This is a genomic window from Pseudomonas sp. PDM21 (genome assembly GCF_014852505.2).
Lineage (GTDB): Bacteria > Pseudomonadota > Gammaproteobacteria > Pseudomonadales > Pseudomonadaceae > Pseudomonas.
The window spans coordinates 4,837,568-4,853,378 of the sequence record NZ_CM181223.1 but is presented as its reverse complement, the minus strand read 5'-3'; the positions used below and the strand labels follow the sequence as shown (position 1 = coordinate 4,853,378).

17 protein-coding genes are annotated in these 15,811 nt (G+C 65.7%); 11 read left to right on the top strand and 6 right to left on the bottom strand.

The annotated features are described in order from the left end of the window. Positions 1-57: 57 nt before the first annotated feature. From rnd to IB275_RS22235, 3 genes are all read left to right on the top strand, one after another. Positions 58-1,197, top strand: coding sequence for a ribonuclease D (rnd, locus tag IB275_RS22245; RefSeq protein WP_192291196.1), 1,140 nt, complete (start codon positions 58-60; stop codon positions 1,195-1,197). A 49-nt stretch (positions 1,198-1,246) separates the two neighbouring features. Beyond that, complete coding sequence (locus IB275_RS22240; protein WP_045212389.1) at positions 1,247-1,540, top strand: YcgL domain-containing protein; 294 nt, start codon at positions 1,247-1,249, stop codon at positions 1,538-1,540. A 249-nt stretch (positions 1,541-1,789) separates the two neighbouring features. Then, positions 1,790-2,722 carry a D-2-hydroxyacid dehydrogenase gene (locus IB275_RS22235; RefSeq protein ID WP_192291194.1) on the top strand — a complete coding sequence of 311 codons (933 nt, stop codon included), beginning with the start codon at positions 1,790-1,792 and terminating at the stop codon, positions 2,720-2,722. Between the two features lie 115 nt (positions 2,723-2,837). Here IB275_RS22235 and IB275_RS22230 read toward each other — a convergent pair whose 3' ends face one another. Further along, positions 2,838-3,431, bottom strand: a complete 594-nt coding sequence (locus IB275_RS22230) for a nitroreductase family protein (protein WP_045212383.1) — start codon at positions 3,429-3,431, stop codon at positions 2,838-2,840. 247 nt (positions 3,432-3,678) lie between these two features. Here IB275_RS22230 and IB275_RS22225 point away from each other — a divergent pair, with 247 nt between their 5' ends. Together IB275_RS22225 and IB275_RS22220 are read left to right on the top strand one after the other, a co-directional pair. Further along, on the top strand, positions 3,679-4,128 hold the full coding sequence (locus IB275_RS22225) for a YcgN family cysteine cluster protein (protein WP_192291192.1): 450 nt from the start codon (positions 3,679-3,681) through the stop codon (positions 4,126-4,128). Between the two features lie 60 nt (positions 4,129-4,188). Then, entirely contained in the window at positions 4,189-4,818 is a 630-nt protein-coding gene (locus tag IB275_RS22220) for a LysE family translocator (protein WP_081520309.1), read from the top strand. Positions 4,819-4,824: 6 nt separating this feature from the next. Here the strand turns inward: IB275_RS22220 and IB275_RS22215 are convergent, their stop codons facing one another. Both IB275_RS22215 and IB275_RS22210 read right to left on the bottom strand, forming a co-directional pair. Beyond that, positions 4,825-5,166, bottom strand: a complete 342-nt coding sequence (locus IB275_RS22215) for a CPCC family cysteine-rich protein (RefSeq protein WP_192291190.1) — start codon at positions 5,164-5,166, stop codon at positions 4,825-4,827. Then, on the bottom strand, positions 5,166-7,226 hold the full coding sequence (locus tag IB275_RS22210) for a S9 family peptidase (RefSeq protein WP_192291188.1): 2,061 nt from the start codon (positions 7,224-7,226) through the stop codon (positions 5,166-5,168). The genes IB275_RS22215 and IB275_RS22210 overlap by 1 nt, the downstream gene beginning before the upstream one ends. 103 nt (positions 7,227-7,329) lie before the next feature. Here IB275_RS22210 and IB275_RS22205 point away from each other — a divergent pair, with 103 nt between their 5' ends. The 4 genes from IB275_RS22205 (at position 7,330) to IB275_RS22190 (ending at position 9,703) form a co-directional block, all read left to right on the top strand. Then, on the top strand, positions 7,330-7,800 hold the full coding sequence (locus IB275_RS22205) for an MFS transporter (protein WP_192291186.1): 471 nt from the start codon (positions 7,330-7,332) through the stop codon (positions 7,798-7,800). A gap of 64 nt (positions 7,801-7,864) precedes the next feature. Then, on the top strand, positions 7,865-8,311 hold the full coding sequence (locus IB275_RS22200; protein WP_192291184.1) for an HIT family protein: 447 nt from the start codon (positions 7,865-7,867) through the stop codon (positions 8,309-8,311). A 3-nt stretch (positions 8,312-8,314) separates the two neighbouring features. Beyond that, positions 8,315-9,088: a class II glutamine amidotransferase gene (locus tag IB275_RS22195; protein ID WP_192291182.1), complete on the top strand. Its 774-nt coding sequence runs from the start codon at positions 8,315-8,317 to the stop codon at positions 9,086-9,088. Between the two features lie 90 nt (positions 9,089-9,178). Next, complete coding sequence (locus IB275_RS22190) at positions 9,179-9,703, top strand: DUF2937 family protein (protein ID WP_081520314.1); 525 nt, start codon at positions 9,179-9,181, stop codon at positions 9,701-9,703. Between the two features lie 47 nt (positions 9,704-9,750). Here the strand turns inward: IB275_RS22190 and aceK are convergent, their stop codons facing one another. After that, on the bottom strand, positions 9,751-11,487 hold the full coding sequence (aceK, locus tag IB275_RS22185) for a bifunctional isocitrate dehydrogenase kinase/phosphatase (RefSeq protein ID WP_192291180.1): 1,737 nt from the start codon (positions 11,485-11,487) through the stop codon (positions 9,751-9,753). A 176-nt stretch (positions 11,488-11,663) separates the two neighbouring features. Between aceK and IB275_RS22180 the strand changes: the two genes are divergently transcribed. Both IB275_RS22180 and IB275_RS22175 read left to right on the top strand, forming a co-directional pair. Next, the gene (locus IB275_RS22180) at positions 11,664-12,161 is read left to right on the top strand and encodes a GNAT family N-acetyltransferase (RefSeq protein WP_192291178.1); all 498 of its coding nucleotides are present in this window, start codon (positions 11,664-11,666) and stop codon (positions 12,159-12,161) included. An 85-nt stretch (positions 12,162-12,246) separates the two neighbouring features. Continuing rightward, on the top strand, positions 12,247-13,152 hold the full coding sequence (locus IB275_RS22175) for a DMT family transporter (RefSeq protein WP_192291176.1): 906 nt from the start codon (positions 12,247-12,249) through the stop codon (positions 13,150-13,152). Positions 13,153-13,200: 48 nt separating this feature from the next. On the opposite strand, the gene IB275_RS22170 is transcribed toward IB275_RS22175, so the two are convergent. Beyond that, positions 13,201-14,106 carry a DMT family transporter gene (locus tag IB275_RS22170; protein ID WP_192291174.1) on the bottom strand — a complete coding sequence of 302 codons (906 nt, stop codon included), beginning with the start codon at positions 14,104-14,106 and terminating at the stop codon, positions 13,201-13,203. A gap of 441 nt (positions 14,107-14,547) precedes the next feature. Further along, the gene (locus tag IB275_RS22165) at positions 14,548-15,642 is read right to left on the bottom strand and encodes a polyamine ABC transporter substrate-binding protein (RefSeq protein WP_081520319.1); all 1,095 of its coding nucleotides are present in this window, start codon (positions 15,640-15,642) and stop codon (positions 14,548-14,550) included. Positions 15,643-15,811 lie beyond the last annotated feature (169 nt).

The window sequence follows — 15,811 nt, the reverse complement described above, 5'->3', positions numbered from 1 at the left end:
AGTGGAATGCTCGCACATCATGCATCTCTATATACTGCGCGCACCGAAACGAAGGAGATGTTCGTGACTGTCCTCGACATTCAGTGGATTCGCGACGATGCCACCCTGGAGCGCAAGTGCCAGGACTGGAAAGAACTGCCTTACCTCGCGCTCGATACCGAGTTCATGCGTGTCGATACCTTCTACCCGGCTGCCGGGCTGGTGCAGGTGGGCGACGGCAGCGGCGTGTGGCTGATCGACCCGCTGCTGATCCGCGACTGGTCGCCGTTCGCTGCCGTGCTGGAGTCGCCGGTGGTGGTCAAGGTGTTCCATGCCTGCGGTGAGGACCTGGAAGTCTTCCAGCGCCTGACCGGCAGCCTGCCGCAGCCGCTGTTCGACACCCAGCTGGCCGCCGCCTACCTGGGCATGCCGCATTCCATGGGGTACTCCAAGCTGGTGCTGGAAATCCTCGGCCTCGACCTGCCCAAGGACGAAACCCGCTCCGACTGGCTGCAGCGCCCGCTGACCGACATGCAGGTACGCTATGCGGCCGAGGACGTGCAGCACCTGGCCGAGGTCTACGTGAAGCTCGCGCCGCGCCTGAGCGACGAGAAGCTGCAGTGGCTGCTGGCTGACGGCACCGACCTGACCAGCAACCAGAGCCGCGTCAGTGACCCGCAGGAGGCCTACCTCGACGTCAAGCTGGCGTGGAAGCTGGGTCGCCAGCAACTGGCCGTGCTACGCGAACTGTGCGTCTGGCGCGAGGAGCAGGCGCGGTTGCGCAACAAGCCGCGCAACCACATTCTGCGCGAGCACACCCTGTGGCCACTGGCGCGCTTCCAGCCGGCCGACAAGGTCGCCCTGGCGCGCATCGACGACATGCACCCGCGCACCGTGCGCCAGGACGGCGACACCCTGATCGCACTGATGGCCCACGCGGCAAAGCTGCCCGAAGCCGCCTGGCCGCAGACCCTGCCCGAGCCGCTGCCGCGAGAGATCACACCGGTGCTGAAGAAGCTGCGTGAAGTCGGCCAGAAGGAAGCCGAGCGTCTGGAGATGGCGCCCGAGCTGATGCTGCGCAAGAAAATCCTCGAAGCCCTGCTCAAGACCGGCTGGCCCAATGGCCCTTACCAACTGCCTGATTCGCTGCAAGGCTGGCGCCGCGAGCTGATGGGGCAGGCCCTGCTGGACAGCCTGGCTGTCCAGACCCCCGAATAACGCGGCCCATTACCCAACGCGGCCCACTCCCAACGCGGAAAGTCCCGACATGAAACGCATCTGCTCCATCTACAAGAGTCCGCGCAAGAACGAGATGTACCTGTACGTCGACAAGCGCGAAGCCCTCAGCCGCGTGCCCGAGGCACTGCTGGTCGCCTTCGGCGCGCCACAGCACGCCTTCGATCTGGTGCTGAGCCCCGAGCGCCAGCTGGCCCGCGAAGACATCAACGTGGTGCTGGAAAACATCGAGAAACAAGGTTTCCACCTGCAGATGCCGCCGGCGGAGGAGGAGTACATCCAGCACCTCCCAGAGGAACTGCTGCGCCGAAACGACCCGGTCTGATCCGGACCGCATCGTCACTCCCTTCAGGCCGCGTATTCGCCCAGTGCTGGCACTGTGCAAATATGCGGCCTGAGCGCATTATGCAGGGGTAAAAAGGGTTCAACGGAGCGGAACGCTTGGTCTCTGGCTGTGTCTATAGCCGCCTGACTTCCCTAGAACTGACGACGATTTCCCCAGGGAAGCTCCCTTGAAGCGAGTCCAGATGCGCCAGCCGGAAAAACTCCACCGTTCGAAGCGAAAGGCCTGACCATGCGCCTGCTCGTACTCGATCGCGAACACGCCCTCTACGCCGCCCTGCTGATGGCGGCCGAGCCCCGGTTGACGGTGATCTCCGGCAACAACCCCGACACCCTGGCGGAAGCGGCGGCCGAATGCCCCGTGTGGCTCGGCGAGCCGACCCTGGCGGCGCAACTCTTGCGCCAGGGTGTGCACCCGGTCTGGATCCAGTCCAGCTGGGCGGGCATCACCCCGTTGCTGGCCGACGACCTCCCCAAGGATTACGCCCTGACCCGCGCCGTCGGCATCTTCGGCCAGGTCATGACCGAATACCTCCTCACCTACATGCTCGCCCACGAACGCCAGTTCCTTGGCCGCCTGGCCAGCCAGGTCGGCGTGCAGTGGGACGACCGCGCGCCCGGCAGCCTGAGTGGCCGGCAGATACTCATCGTTGGCACCGGCGAGATCGGCCAGGCCGTGGCACACATGCTGGCGCCCTTCGGTGTGGAACTGGTTGGCGTGGCGAAGAACCCGCGTTCGCTGGTGCCCTTCGGGCGCATGGGCGGGCTGGATGACCTGCCGCGCCTGGCCGAGACCGCCGACTACGTGATCAACCTGCTGCCCGACACGCCGGAAACCGCGGATATCTTCAACCTCGCGCTGTTCCAGCGGATGAAGCCTACCGCGCTGTTCCTCAACGCCGGGCGTGGCACTTCGGTGGTGGACGCGGACCTGGTCGCGGCGCTGGAAGCCAACCAGCTGGCCGGTGCGGTGATCGATGTCTGCCGCCAGGAGCCGCTGCCGACTTCGCACCCGTTCTGGCACACGCCGCGTCTGCTGCTGACCGGTCATACCGCCGCGCCGACGCTGCCAAGCCTGCTGATCGACCTGTTCCGCGACAACCTCACGCGCTTCTGGGCGGGGCAGGCCATGCGCGGCGAAGTGGATTTCTCCCGCGGTTACTGACCGCTGCGGACATGAAAAAGGCCCCATCCGGGGCCTTTTTCTTTTGGCTTTTCTGCAGGAGCGGGCCATGCCCGCGACCACGCGCATGGAGCGCTCCTGCAAGGGGTATTGCCCGTCAGAGCGAGAAATCACCCTCGGCCACGATTTCCGCCAGCGGACGGCGTGCATTGGGCACTTCGCGGGCCTGCAGGCTCTCGGAGAGGATCGACTTGTCGCCCAGCTTGCCGATGGCGATCACCGCGTGGATTTCATGGTCCGCCGGGACCTTCAGCTCCGTGCGCGCCAGTTCGCGGTCGAAGCCGGCCATGCCGTGGGTGTGCCAGCCCGCCAGGCTCGCCTGCAGGGCGAGGAAGCCCCAGGCCGAGCCGGTGTCGAAGCTGTGCCACAGGGCGGGCTTCTCCTCGCTGGAGCCGGGCGGGGCGAAGGTGGTCTTGGACAGCACCACCACCAGCGCCGAGGCGTGCTGCGCCCAGCCGCGGTTGAACTCGCCCAGCAGGTTCAGGTAACGCTGCCAGTTCGGCGTGTCGCGCAGGGCGAAGAGAAAGCGCCAGGGCTGCGAGTTGAAGGAGGACGGCGCCCAGCGCGCGGCTTCGATGAAGCTCAGCAGGGTGGCTTGGGGAATGGCTTCGCCGCTGAAGGCGCGGGGCGACCAGCGATTGATGAACTGCGGGTCGATCGGGTGCTCGGAAACGCGAGGGTTGGCGCTCATGGTGGCTCCTTGAAGGGCGTGGAATCTGCCGATGGTGCCGTGGTCGGCCGGGCATCGCGGTGGGATCGGGCGGTTGGCGGGTCTCGCGGCGCTGGCAGAAGGCAGTCGGAGCGGGCCCGTGGGGCGATCAAACTAACCAGCGCGGCCCGCTCTGGCAAGCGCTGCGCGGTCAATGGTCGCCTGCGCTTGGCCTGCGCGCACGACGGGCTTAGACTTTGCGCCCCGTGAAATTGCCCCTGACTAAAAAATGGCCGCCAAAGTCGAACCCTTCTGGAAACGCAAGACCCTCGACCAGCTCGATCAGGAAGAGTGGGAGTCGCTGTGCGACGGCTGTGGCCTGTGCTGTCTGCAGAAGCTGGAAGACGAGGACGACGGCACCGTCTACTACACGCGCATCGCCTGCAAGCTGCTGGACCTGAAGACCTGCCGCTGCACCGACTACGTCAACCGCCGCGCCAGCGTCCCGGACTGCATCCAGCTCACCCCGGCCCAGGCCGACGAGTTCCAGTGGCTGCCGCCGACCTGCGGCTACCGCCTGGTGTCCGAGGGCAAGGACCTGCCGCTGTGGCACCACCTCGTCTGCGGCGATCCGGACGCGGTGCACCACGAGCGCATCTCCCAATCCGGGCGCATGCTCGCTGAGGGCTCGGTGCCCGAAGACGACTGGGAAGAGCACCTGATCTTCCGCGCTGGCTGATCCTTCCGTCAGCAGCGGCCCCCGTGGCATGCTGCGCGTCTGCCGTCCCGGAGCCGCGCCATGCCCAGCCTCGAAAGCCTCAGCCTGTTCTTCATCGCCACCCTCGCGCTCAACCTCACGCCCGGGCCGGACATGCTCTATGTCGCCTCGCGTTCGGCTGCACAAGGCACGGCGGCGGGCCTGATGTCGACCCTCGGGATCGGTGCCGGCTGTGTGGTGCACATGCTGGCCGCGGCGTTCGGTCTTTCGGCGCTGCTGATGATGTCCAGCGTGGCTTTCGGTGTGCTCAAGTGGCTGGGCGCGCTCTACCTCGTCTGGCTCGGCGTGCAGCTGGTCCGTGGCGCCTGGCGCGAGCAGAAACGCACCGAGCTCGAGCCCGCGCGCTTGAGCCGGGTGTTCCTGCAGGGCATGCTGGTCAACGTGTTCAATCCCAAGGTGGCGCTGTTCTTCCTCGCCTTCCTGCCGCAGTTCGTGCCCGCTGGCAGCCCGAACTTCGTGCTGCAGATTCTCTGCCTCGGCCTGCTGTTCAACCTCGGTGGTTGCCTGGTGAACGCCGTGGTCTCGGTGGTCGCCGGACGGGTCGGTCATCGCGTGGGCAGCAACCCGACCTGGCGGCGCTGGCAGCAGACGGCCTCGGGCGGGCTGATCGTCGCCATGGGCGTCGGCCTGGCTGTCAGCAGCCGACGCTGAGGGCATTCAGGCCGGCGCGCGCAGCCAGTAGCAGGCTTCCTCGCCGGTCAGCGGCTCCTCGACATCCGGTAGCTCCACGCGTTTTTCCCACAGCGGGAACCAGCGGTCGTCCTTCACGTCGTCAATAGTGGCCGGGCGCACCTTGGCGCGGAAGCGCCTTTCGCAGGCGCCCCACTGCACGTAGTTGACCTGCGCCTCGATCAGGCTCACGGAGTTGGCGCCGCCGCGCGCGTCGGGGAAGCAGAGCTGCAGGTGGTCGTCTTCCCAGAAGCAGATTTCACAAATTTCGTACGACCCCGGAGGGTCGCCGAAACTGAAGTAGCCGCAGCAGGGGCAGGTGTAGAGCATCAGGCGTTGCCTTCGATGCCCAGCACCTTGAGCAGGAAGGCGTATTCCAGCGCCACGTCCTTCAGGCCCTGGTAGCGGCCACTCATGCCGCCGTGGCCGGCGCCCAGGTCGGTCTTGAGCAGCAGCAGGTGCTCGTCGGTCTTGCTGACGCGCAGCTTGGCCACCCACTTGGCGGCTTCCCAGTACTGCACGCGGCTGTCGTTGTAGCCGGCGACCACCAGCAGGGCGGGGTAGTCCTGCGCGCTGACGTTCTCGTAGGGCGCGTAGGCGCGGATGCGGGCATAGACCTCCGGCTCCTGCGGGTTGCCCCACTCGTCGTACTCGGTGACGGTCAGCGGCAGGTCGGGGTTGAGCATGCTGTTGAGCACGTCGACGAAGGGCACTTCGGCGATGGCCGCGGCAAACAGCTGCGGGCGCTGGTTGAGCACCGCGCCGATCAGCAGGCCGCCGGCACTGCCGCCGCTGATCGCCAGCTGCGCCGGGGTGCTATAGCCGTGGCGGAGCAGGTGTTCGGCACAGGCGATGAAGTCGCTGAAGGTGTTCTGCTTGTGCTCCAGCTTGCCGGCGCGGTACCAGGCTTCGCCCAGTTCGCCGCCGCCACGCACGTGGGCGATGGCGAAGACGAAGCCGCGCTCCAGCAGGCTCAGGCGGGCATGGGAAAACCAGGGGTCGAGGCTCTCGCCATAGGCGCCGTAGCCATAGAGGTACAGCGGCGCCGGCTTTCCGCGGGCGATGTCTTCCAGCACCTCGCGGCGGCCGACCAGGCTGATCGGCACCTGCACGCCGTCGGCGGTGTCGGCCCAGAGGCGGCGGCTTTCGTAGGCGTCGGCGTCGAACGGACCTTCCACCGGGGTCTGCTTGAGGACTTTCTGTTCGCCGCTGGCGAGGTCCAGCTGGCGGATCTGCGCCGGGCGGTTGAGCGCCTCGTAGCGCAGGCGGATCACCGCGCTGTCGAACTCCAGGCTGTCTTGCACGTAGAGGTTGTAGGCGGCGTCCGGTAGGTCGACGCGGTGCGCCGGCTGGTTGTGCGGGTGGACTTCGACGATCGGCAGGCCACCTTCGCGCAGGCTCAGGGTGAGGGCGCTGGCGCTCAGGGTCAGGCCCTCAAGCATCACGTCGTCGCGGTGCGCCACCAGCTCGATCCAGTGCGCGCGGGTCGGCTGCGTCTCGCTGGCATGGTAAAGGGCGAAGTTGATGCCGGTCTGGTTGCTGCGGATCAGCCAGGCCCAGCCGCCCTCAAGGTGACCGTGGTCCGGGTAGTACTCGTGGCCTTCCTCGCGCGGCGCCAGGCAGACGAACTCGCCCTTGGGCTCGTTGGCGTCCAGCACCCAGGCTTCGCTGGTGGTCTTGCTGTTCAGCAGCAGAATCAGCTGGCGCTCGGAACTGGCGCGGTAGCAGTTGAGGAAGAAGCGCCCGTCGGGCTCCTCGAAGATCAGCTGTGCGCCGCTTTCGCCCAGGCAGTGGCGATAGAGCTTGTGCGGGCGGTGGGTGTCGTCCAGCTCGCCGAAGAACAGGGTGCGGTTGTCGTTGGCCCAGGTGAGGCTGCCATCGCAGTCGTCGAAGGGCAGGGCGGTAACGCTGCCGTCAGCCAGATCCTTCACGTAGAGGGTGTATATCTCGTCGCCGCTGGTATCCAGGCTGTAGGCCAGCTTCGAATGATCGGGGCTGATGCTGAAAGCGCCGACCGACAGGAAGCCGTCGCCGGCCAGCTCGTTCGGGTCGAGCAGCAACTGCTCGGCGCTCTCCTCGACGGTCAGCGAACCATCGGCCGGGCGCGGGCTGCGGTAGTGGCGCGGGTACTCGTCGCCGGCGGTGGTGCGCTGGTAGTAGAGCCAGGGGCCCCAGGGCGTGGGCAGCGACAGGTCGGTCTCGCGGATGCGACCCTTGATCTCCTGGAACAGGGTTTCGCGCAGTTTCGTCTGAGGAAGAAGTCGATCTTCCAGGTAGGCATTTTCTGCTTTCAGGTAATCGAGGACGTCCTCGGCGTCGCGGTTTTCCAGCCAGGCATAGGGATCGGCGGCGGCTTCGCGGCGGGCGATGGGGGGCTGACGGTCGGTCATGGCGGTTCCTCGGGGACGGCATGGATGACGCCCGGCTGCGCACCCATGGGGAAAAGCAGCTATCATACGCACCCCTCTGTCGACACCGCACGTACGCACGCGCATGAACGAACACGATTACACGCTTGCCTGGGGCGCTTATATCGCCGCCGGCCTTGGCCTGACCCTGGTCTGGTTCCTGATGACCGGCTGGATGTGGCGCTGGCTGCGCGAACCCCTGCGGGTGATCGTCATCGTCCTGCTGTTCACCCCGACTCCGGTGGACCCGGCGAACAATCTGTATGCCCCGGCAATCGCCATCACCGCGCTGGACGTGGTATTCAAGGTCGGCAACAACGCCTGGCGCGCCGTCTCCGACCTCGCCTTGGTGCTGCTCGCCGCGTTCGGCCTGTACCTGCTGTTCGTGCTGATCCGCTGGCCGCTGGAGCGTTCGCTGAAGAAGCGCCGCCAGGACAAGGAAGCGGAAGACGAGCCGACCCTGCGCCAGCTGATGCAGCCTGAGCTGATCGAGGGCGTGGACGCCCACCCGAGCGAGCGGCGCGACAACCGTGCGCGGATCGAACCGCGCCTGTAGACCAACCTTGCGTCCTGCCCCGCACGCGTCCAGCATGAACTGAACGGCCTTTCGAGGAGTTCCCATGGACTGCGTGTTCTGCGCCATCGCGGCCGGTCGCGTGCCGGCCCGTACCCTCTACGAAGACGACCATTTCATCGTGCTGCTGGACATCTACCCGCTGCGCCCCGCGCACCTGCTGCTGGTGGCCCGCGAGCACGCGACCTTCCTGCACCAGCTCTCCGAAGCGGCGCAGCAGGACCTGATCCCGCTGGCCGAGCGCATGGAGCGCGTGCTGCGTCGTGCCGGCTACGGGCGGGTCGGCATCAACCTGCTGGTCAACGACGGCCCCGCGGCTAACCAGCACGTCGAACATTTTCATCTGCACCTTATCCCGCGTGAGCTGAACGACCTGCCGGCCCTGCTGCTGCGCGCGCTCACGCGGTTCCTGCCGCTGGGGCGGAAAAGGATGCAGAATCGCCTGGAACGCGAGCTGCATCAGCTGCGCGAGGCACTGATGGAGGAGAACTGATTCATGTGCGAGTTGCTCGGCATGAGCGCCAACGTCCCGACGGACATCGTCTTCAGCTTCACCGGGCTGATGCAGCGCGGCGGCGGCACCGGCCCGCACCGCGACGGCTGGGGCATCGCCTTCTATGAAGGGCGCGGTGTGCGGCTGTTCCAGGACCCGTCCGCCAGCGTCGATTCGGAAGTCGCGCGGCTGGTGCAGCGCTACCCGATCAAGAGCGAGGCGGTGATCGGTCACATCCGCCAGGCCAATGTCGGCAAGGTCTGCCTGTCCAACACCCACCCATTCGTACGCGAAATGGGCGGGCGCTACTGGACTTTTGCCCACAACGGCCAGCTCGCCGACTTCCATCCCGAGCCCGGTCTCTACCGCGCGGTGGGCGACACCGACAGCGAAGCAGCCTTCTGCGACCTGCTCAACCGCGTGCGCCGTGCCTTCCCCGAGCCAGTGCCGGTGGAGGTGTTGCTGCCCACCCTGGTCACCGCCTGCGCCACCTACCGCGAGAAGGGCGTGTTCAACTGCCTGCTCAGTGACGGCGACTGGCTGTTCACTTTCTGCAGCACCAAGCTGGCCTGGATCACCCGCCGCGCGCCATTCGGGCCGGCACGCCTGCGCGATGCCGACGTCACGGTGGACTTCCAGTCGGAAACCACACCCAACGACGTGGTGACGGTGATCGCCACCGAGCCGCTGACCGACAACGAAAACTGGACCCTGATGCAAGGTGGCGAATGGATGCTCTGGTGGCGTGGCGAGATCGTTACCCAGGGCCGCATCTGATCGGGACGTGAAGCATTCCCGGAATGCCGGTGCGGCAAACGGGAGAATCCGGCGTTGCCTTGCACATCCATAAGAACGAAGGGGAAAAGAATGCTGCGCAGCTACGTACGCATGGTGCTGTTTGCGCTGGGGCTGATGGTCGCGGTCCAGGTGCCGGGCTTCATCAAGGATTACGCGCAACGCGTCGACGCCCATCGCATCGAGGCGACTCAGGCGCTGCAGGGCTTCAAGGACACATCGGGGCAGTTCTTCAAGGGTGACCTGAGTGCCCTGGTGGCGCATTACCGCGGGAGTGCCGACCCGGTCTTCCAGCGTGACGCCGACAACATCGAGCGCCTGATGCGCCGTGCCCAGCTGTTCGAGAACGAATGGCAGGCCCTGCAGGGTCCCTGGTACCAGCGCGCCCTGCACATGGTGACGGCGCCAAACCATGAGTTGCTGCAGGAAACCTACGAGAACTACCGCTACCAGGTGGTGCTGGAGCCCGAGGCCATTGGCTGGGCCCTGGCCGGCGGCCTGCTGCTGGCGTGGATCGCCGAGGTGCTGATGGCTTCTCTGGCAGCCCTGGTTGGTCTGGGGGATAACCGTCGCGCCTCGCGGCGGCACTGGAACTGACGGTTTTTCATAAGGGCGCGCTCCAGCAGGAGCGTGCCTGACCCGGTCTAGCGCGCCAGCGCTTCCTCGGGCGATTCGTGGCGGCGGTAGGGGAACACGTCGATCACTTTCCCCGCGCGAATCTGCTCCTGCAGCCCCTTCCAGTAATCGGCGTCGAACAGGTTGCCGTGCAGCTTGGCGAACTGCCGTCGCAGCTTCAGGTCGACGAACAGGAAGCGCGGGAACTCCTCGGGGAATACATCCATCGGCCCCACCGAGTACCAGGGCTCGGAGGACATCTCGTCTTCCTCGTAGCGCGCTGGCGGGATGTGGCGGAAATGCACCTCGGTGAGGTAGCAGATCTCGTCGTAGTCGTAGAACACCACCCGGCCGTGGCGGGTGACGCCGAAGTTCTTCAGCAGCATGTCGCCGGGGAAGATGTTCGCCGCCGCCAGTTGCTTGATCGCCAGCCCGTAGTCCTTCAGCGCTTCTTCCACCTGCGCCGGCGTGGCGTGTTCCAGGTAGATGTTCAGCGGGGTCATGCGGCGCTCGGTCCAGCAGTGACGGATCAGCACCACGTCGCCTTCGAGCATCACGGTGGAGGGCGCGACGTCCAGCAGCTCGGCGAGGCAATCAGGGTCGAACTTGCGTACCGGGAAGCGGAAGTCGGCGAACTGCTGGGTGTCGGCCAGGCGCCCGACTCGGTCATGGTTCTTCACCAGCTGGTACTTCTGGATCACTGTGGCGTGGTCCACGGTCTTGGCCGGGTTGAAGTTGTCCTTGATGATCTTGAACACGGTGTTGAAGCCCGGCAGGGTGAACACGCTCATCACCATGCCGCGCACGCCGGGGGCCATGACGAAGCGGTCGTCGGTGGTCGCCAGGTGGTTGATCAGTGCGCGGTAGAACTCGCTCTTTCCCTGCTTGTAGAAACCGATGGAGGTGTATAGCTCGGCGATGTGCTTGCCCGGCAGCAGACGCTTGAGGAAGGCGACCATCTCCGCCGGCACCGGCGCGTCGACCATGAAGTAGGAGCGGGTGAAGGAGAAGATGATCGAGACTTCCGCCTCGTCGGTGATCACCGTGTCGAACTGGATGCCGCGCCCTTCGTGATGCACCAGCGGGAACACCAGCGGCCACTGCTCCTCCGGGGTGAACAGACGGCCCACCAGGTAGGCGCCCTTGTTGCGGTAGAACACCGAGCCGATCAGTTCGATGGTCAGGGTCGGGTCCTTGCACACCCAGTCCGGCAGGTTGGTGTGCAGCAGGCTGTCCATGCGTTGCAGGTCGCGTTCGCGGTCGTCGTAGTCCACGGCGAAGCGGTAGTCGTCGAAGATGCTTTCCAGCGCCTGGCGCAGCTGGCCGCCGGGGCGGTAGATGCGCGTGTGCGGGTCGCGCGAATGGGCGCGCAGCGATGGCCGTGTGGTGTGCACGAACATCGTGCCATCGCTGATGTTGTCGTGGCTGAACAGGCCGCAGAAGATCGAATTGAACCAGGTTTCCGCCAACTCATCGTCCAGCCGCGGGTCGATCAGGGTGATGTAGGCACTCTTGGCGATCGGCCAGCGCTCCACGTCCACCAGGTCGATGCCGGCCATGGCGCGGGTCAGTCTGCCCACGGTCTCGGCGACCATTTCCTCGTACAGCTCGATGCGTTCGGCGGAGGCGAGCTGGGCTTCCTGCCACTGTGCCTGTTCGAAACGCGCGGGCGCACCGGCGGTAATCTGGTGGAACTTCGCGCGGTAGTCGTCGAAGCCTTCGAGGATCAGGGTCGCGATCTCGGTCGCCGGCCAGTGCTGAGCCATGGGAGCGCCTCTGCTGGGTTCTGGTGCAGCGAGCTTAGCCATGGGAAACGGTGAGGGAAAGGGCGATTTCGCCGGAGGATCGTGGCGCTTTTCGGTGAAATTAGCGCGTATGCTGGCCGGCCACGCTCTTGGATAAAGAGCCCTGGAAAGCCCCTTCGGCAAGGAGCCGGCACGCAATGGAAGACTTTCGCATCGAGCGCTGCACCGAGCAGCACATCAATGGCCTCGCGGCCCTCTACAACGATCCAGCAGTGGCCCGTCAGGTGCTGCAGATGCCGCACCAGGCGCCGGATCTGTGGCGCAAGCGACTGGTGCTGGACGACGAGCGCCGCATCACGCTGATGGCCATGCACCAGGACCAGGTGATCGGCAGTGCCAGTCTTGAACAGTTTCCCCGCGTGCGTCGTAGCCAATGCGGCAGCATCGGCATGGGGGTCGCCGTAGCCTGGCAGGGGCGCGGAGTCGGCACGCGGCTGCTGGCTGAACTGATGGAAGTGGCCGACAACTGGATGGGCCTGCGTCGCGTCGAGCTGACTGTCTACACCGACAATGCGCCGGCCATCGCGCTGTATCGCAAGTTCGGCTTCGAGGTGGAAGGAACGCTGCGCGAATTCGCCCTGCGCGACGGCGTTTACGCCGACGTGCTGAGCATGGCCCGCCTGCGTCGCATCTGACAGTGGACTTTGAAAGTCAGCTATGGATGGATGGTGTTTGCCACCGGCGTAGGCTGGTGGCTTACCTGCCCTGGAGCTTTTCGCGATGAATCCCGCTGCTCTGCTGAATATGTTCGGGCTGGCCGCCATCTGGGGTGCCAGCTTCCTGTTCATGCGCCAACTGGTGCCTGCCATCGGCGTGATGCCGACGGCGTTCTTCCGTGTCGTGCTGTCGGCCATCGGGCTGGTCGTGATCATGCTGGCCCTGCGCACGCGCTGGGATTTCCGCGGCAAGCTGGTGCGTCTTCTGCTGATCGGCGTGATCGCCTCCGGCATCCCGGTGCTGATGTACAGCCTGGCGGCGCAGTTTCTGCCGGCGGGGTATTCGGCGATCTTCAACGCGACCACGCCGCTGATGGGTGTGCTGATCGGTTCGCTGTTCTTTGGTGAGGTGCTCACCGGCGGCAAGGCTCTCGGCGTGCTGCTGGGGTTGGCGGGCGTGGCGGTGCTGACTCGCGCCGGGCCTGTGCCCTTCGACTCCCAGGTGCTCTGGGGCGCCGCCGCTTGCCTGGTGGCGACGACCTGCTACGGCTTCGCCGGGTATTTCACCAAGCGCTGGATCAACGACCAGGGCGGCCTGGACTTCGCCGTCTCTGCCCTGGGCAGCCAGGCGGGCGCAACTCTGTGCCTGTTGCCTTTCTTCCTCGGCACGAGCCTGGACATGCCGCTGGCGCCGCTGGCCGACCCGAAGATCCTGCTGGCGCTGGCCGGGCTGGGCTTCCTCTGCACATCCTTCGCCTACGTCCTGTACTTCCGCCTGCTGGCCAGCATCGGCCCGCTGAAGACCATGACGGTGACCTTCCTGATTCCGCCGTTCGGCGTGTTCTGGGGCGTGCTGCTGCTGGATGAGTCGCTTTCCTGGGCGCACCTGCAGGGTGGTGTGCTGATTGCCCTGGCGCTGTGGCTGGTACTGCGCCCGGCGCCGCAGCCGAAGGCCGAGGCAGCCAACTGAGCGAAGCGCAGGCGAGGAACGATCCTCGCCTGCGTCCATCGGGGTTGGCTAGCGGTTATCCACAGCCTGTGTCGACTTGGATTCACGTGCCGGGGCTGCCGGGCGGAAGACCAGCATCAGGCCCAGCACGATCAGTCCCATACCTAGCAGGCCAAGCGCAGACAGGCGATTGCCGAACACCGCATAGTCCATCAGTGCCGTGACCGCCGGCACCAGGTAGAACAGGCTGGTGACGTTGACCAGGTTGCCCGCTGCGATCATCCGGTAGAGCAGCACGGTGGCCAGTACCGAGACCATCAGGCCCATCCACAGCGCACTGAGGATGAACGCGGCGTTCCACTCCACGTGCAGCGGCTGGAAGGGCGCGACGCCAATGCACAGCGCGAGCCCGGCCATGTACTGCAGGGGCAGGGTCCCCAGCGGGTTCTCGCGGATGTTCTTCTGCAGGATCGAGCCGCCGGTGATCGATAGCAGCGCCAGCAGGCAGCAGGCCAGGCCCGCGAAGGTCAGGCCTGACAGTCCGATGCTCTGGTAGACCACCATCACCAGACCTATCAGCCCGAGCGCGAGGCCGCCCAGTCGCGGCGCTGAATGCCGGCGTTCGAGCAGGAAACTGGTCAGCATCGGCTGCACGCCCAGCACCGTGGCGATGACGCCGGGGGTGACGTGCAGGTCCAGCGCCATCAGGTAGAAGATCGGGTAGATGCCCAGCATCACCAGGCCGGTGAGCACGGCGTGGCGTATCTGTTTGCGCTCGCGCGGCCAGCGCAGGCCGATCAGCGGCGAGAGGATCAGCAGCGCCACCAGCGCGGTGCCGAAGCGGGCGATGAGGAAGACCATCGGCGAAGCATGGGCCAGGCCCCACTTGCTGATGATGGCGGCGCTGCTCCACAGCAGCACGAACAGGGAGGTGCTGGCCAGGGCGACCAGGGAGGAACGGTTGAGCGAAATCATGCAATGCACCTGTCGTCAGGCAGATCACGACCGGCCATCAATGGGCCGGACACAGACCGGGCGCCGCGTCAGTTGAGCGCGGAAAACCAGGCGATGGAAAACGCGTGTGGCGTCAGAAGCTCACGCCGGGTGGCGGGTAGGCCGCACCGGGAGGCGGAGGCGACGCGACAGCGACGACAGGGGGCGGAGGAGGGCAGGCCGCGCCCGCACCCGCGCCGCAGGCCGGGGAGGCTGCAACGGTGATTGCCGGATCGGGCAATGGGTATCGGGACATGGAAGGCGAACCTGTTCAGTGGGGCATCATCTGTGCTGCGTGGGCTGACTATAGCGGCCCGGATCGCCGCTGGCGAGCCCTGTGCGAGTTGCGCGGCAAAGCGCGACTTGCGCGACGAAAACGACAACGCGCGGCCGGGGCCGCGCGTTGTCAGGCAAGGGTGACGCTTACTTGCCGGTCTTGATGGTGTTCCAGGTGCGGGTACGAACGCGGTCGATCTTCATCGGCATGGATTCGAGGGCGAACAGCTTGGCCATCTTGTCCTGCGGCGGGTAGATCGCAGGGTCCGCCTTGATTGCCTTGTCCACCAGCGGGTCGGCGGCCAGGTTGCCGTTGGCGTAGTGCACGTAGTTGCTCACGCCGGCCATGACTTCCGGGCGCAGCAGGTAGTTCATGAAGGCATAGGCAGCCTTCTCATCCGGTGCGTCGTTGGGCATGGCGACCATGTCGAACCACAGCGGCGAGCCTTCCTTCGGCGTGGAGTACTGGATTTCCACGCCGTTCTTGGCTTCCTTGGCGCGGGTGGCGGCCTGCAGGATGTCGCCGGAGAAGCCGACGGCTACGCAGATCTCGCCGTTGGCCAGGTCGCTGACGTACTTGGAGGAGTGGAAGTAGCGGATGTACGGACGCACCTTGAGCAGCGCTTCCTCGGCCTTCTTGTAGTCATCCAGCTTCTGGCTGTGATGCGGCAGGCCCAGGTAGTTCAGGGTGATCGGCAGCAGCTCCGGGCCGTTGTCCAGCACCGCTACGCCGCACTTGGCCAGCTTCTCCATGTACTCGGGCTTGAAGAAGATGTCCCAGGAGTCGATCGGCGCGTTGTCGCCCAGCACTTCCTTGATCTTGGCCGGGTTGTAGCCGATGCCGGTGGTGCCCCACAGGTAGGGGAAGCCGTGCTCGTTGCCCGGGTCGTTCACTTCCAGTGCCTTCATCAGCACCGGGTTGAGGTTCTTCCAGTTCGGCAGCTGGCTCTTGTCCAGCTTCTTCAGCGCGCCGGCCTGGATCTGCTTGGCCATGAAGTGGTTCGACGGCACCACGATGTCGTAACCGGATTTGCCGGTCATCAGCTTGCCATCGAGGGTCTCGTTGCTGTCGTAGACGTCGTAGGTCGCCTGGATGCCGGTTTCCTTGGTGAAGGTCGGCACGGTGTCCGGGGCGATGTAGTCGGACCAGTTGTAGATCTTCACGTTATCGGCCTGGGCGGCGCCGGCGGCAACGGAGAGGGAGAGTGCGAGGGTGGAGAGCAACGGGGCGGAAATTTTCATTCTTGTGTTCCTGACAACGGTGCGGAAAGCCCGGGCCATCCGCGAAAGATGGGCGACGCTTCGTCGCGGGCTGCGCAAGAATTAACCATTTTGCCGGAACATGGCGAGGGGCCATGGCTGCCTGCGGGTCCGCAGACAGCGCACGTGTCACGTACGAGACTTGGGCCGC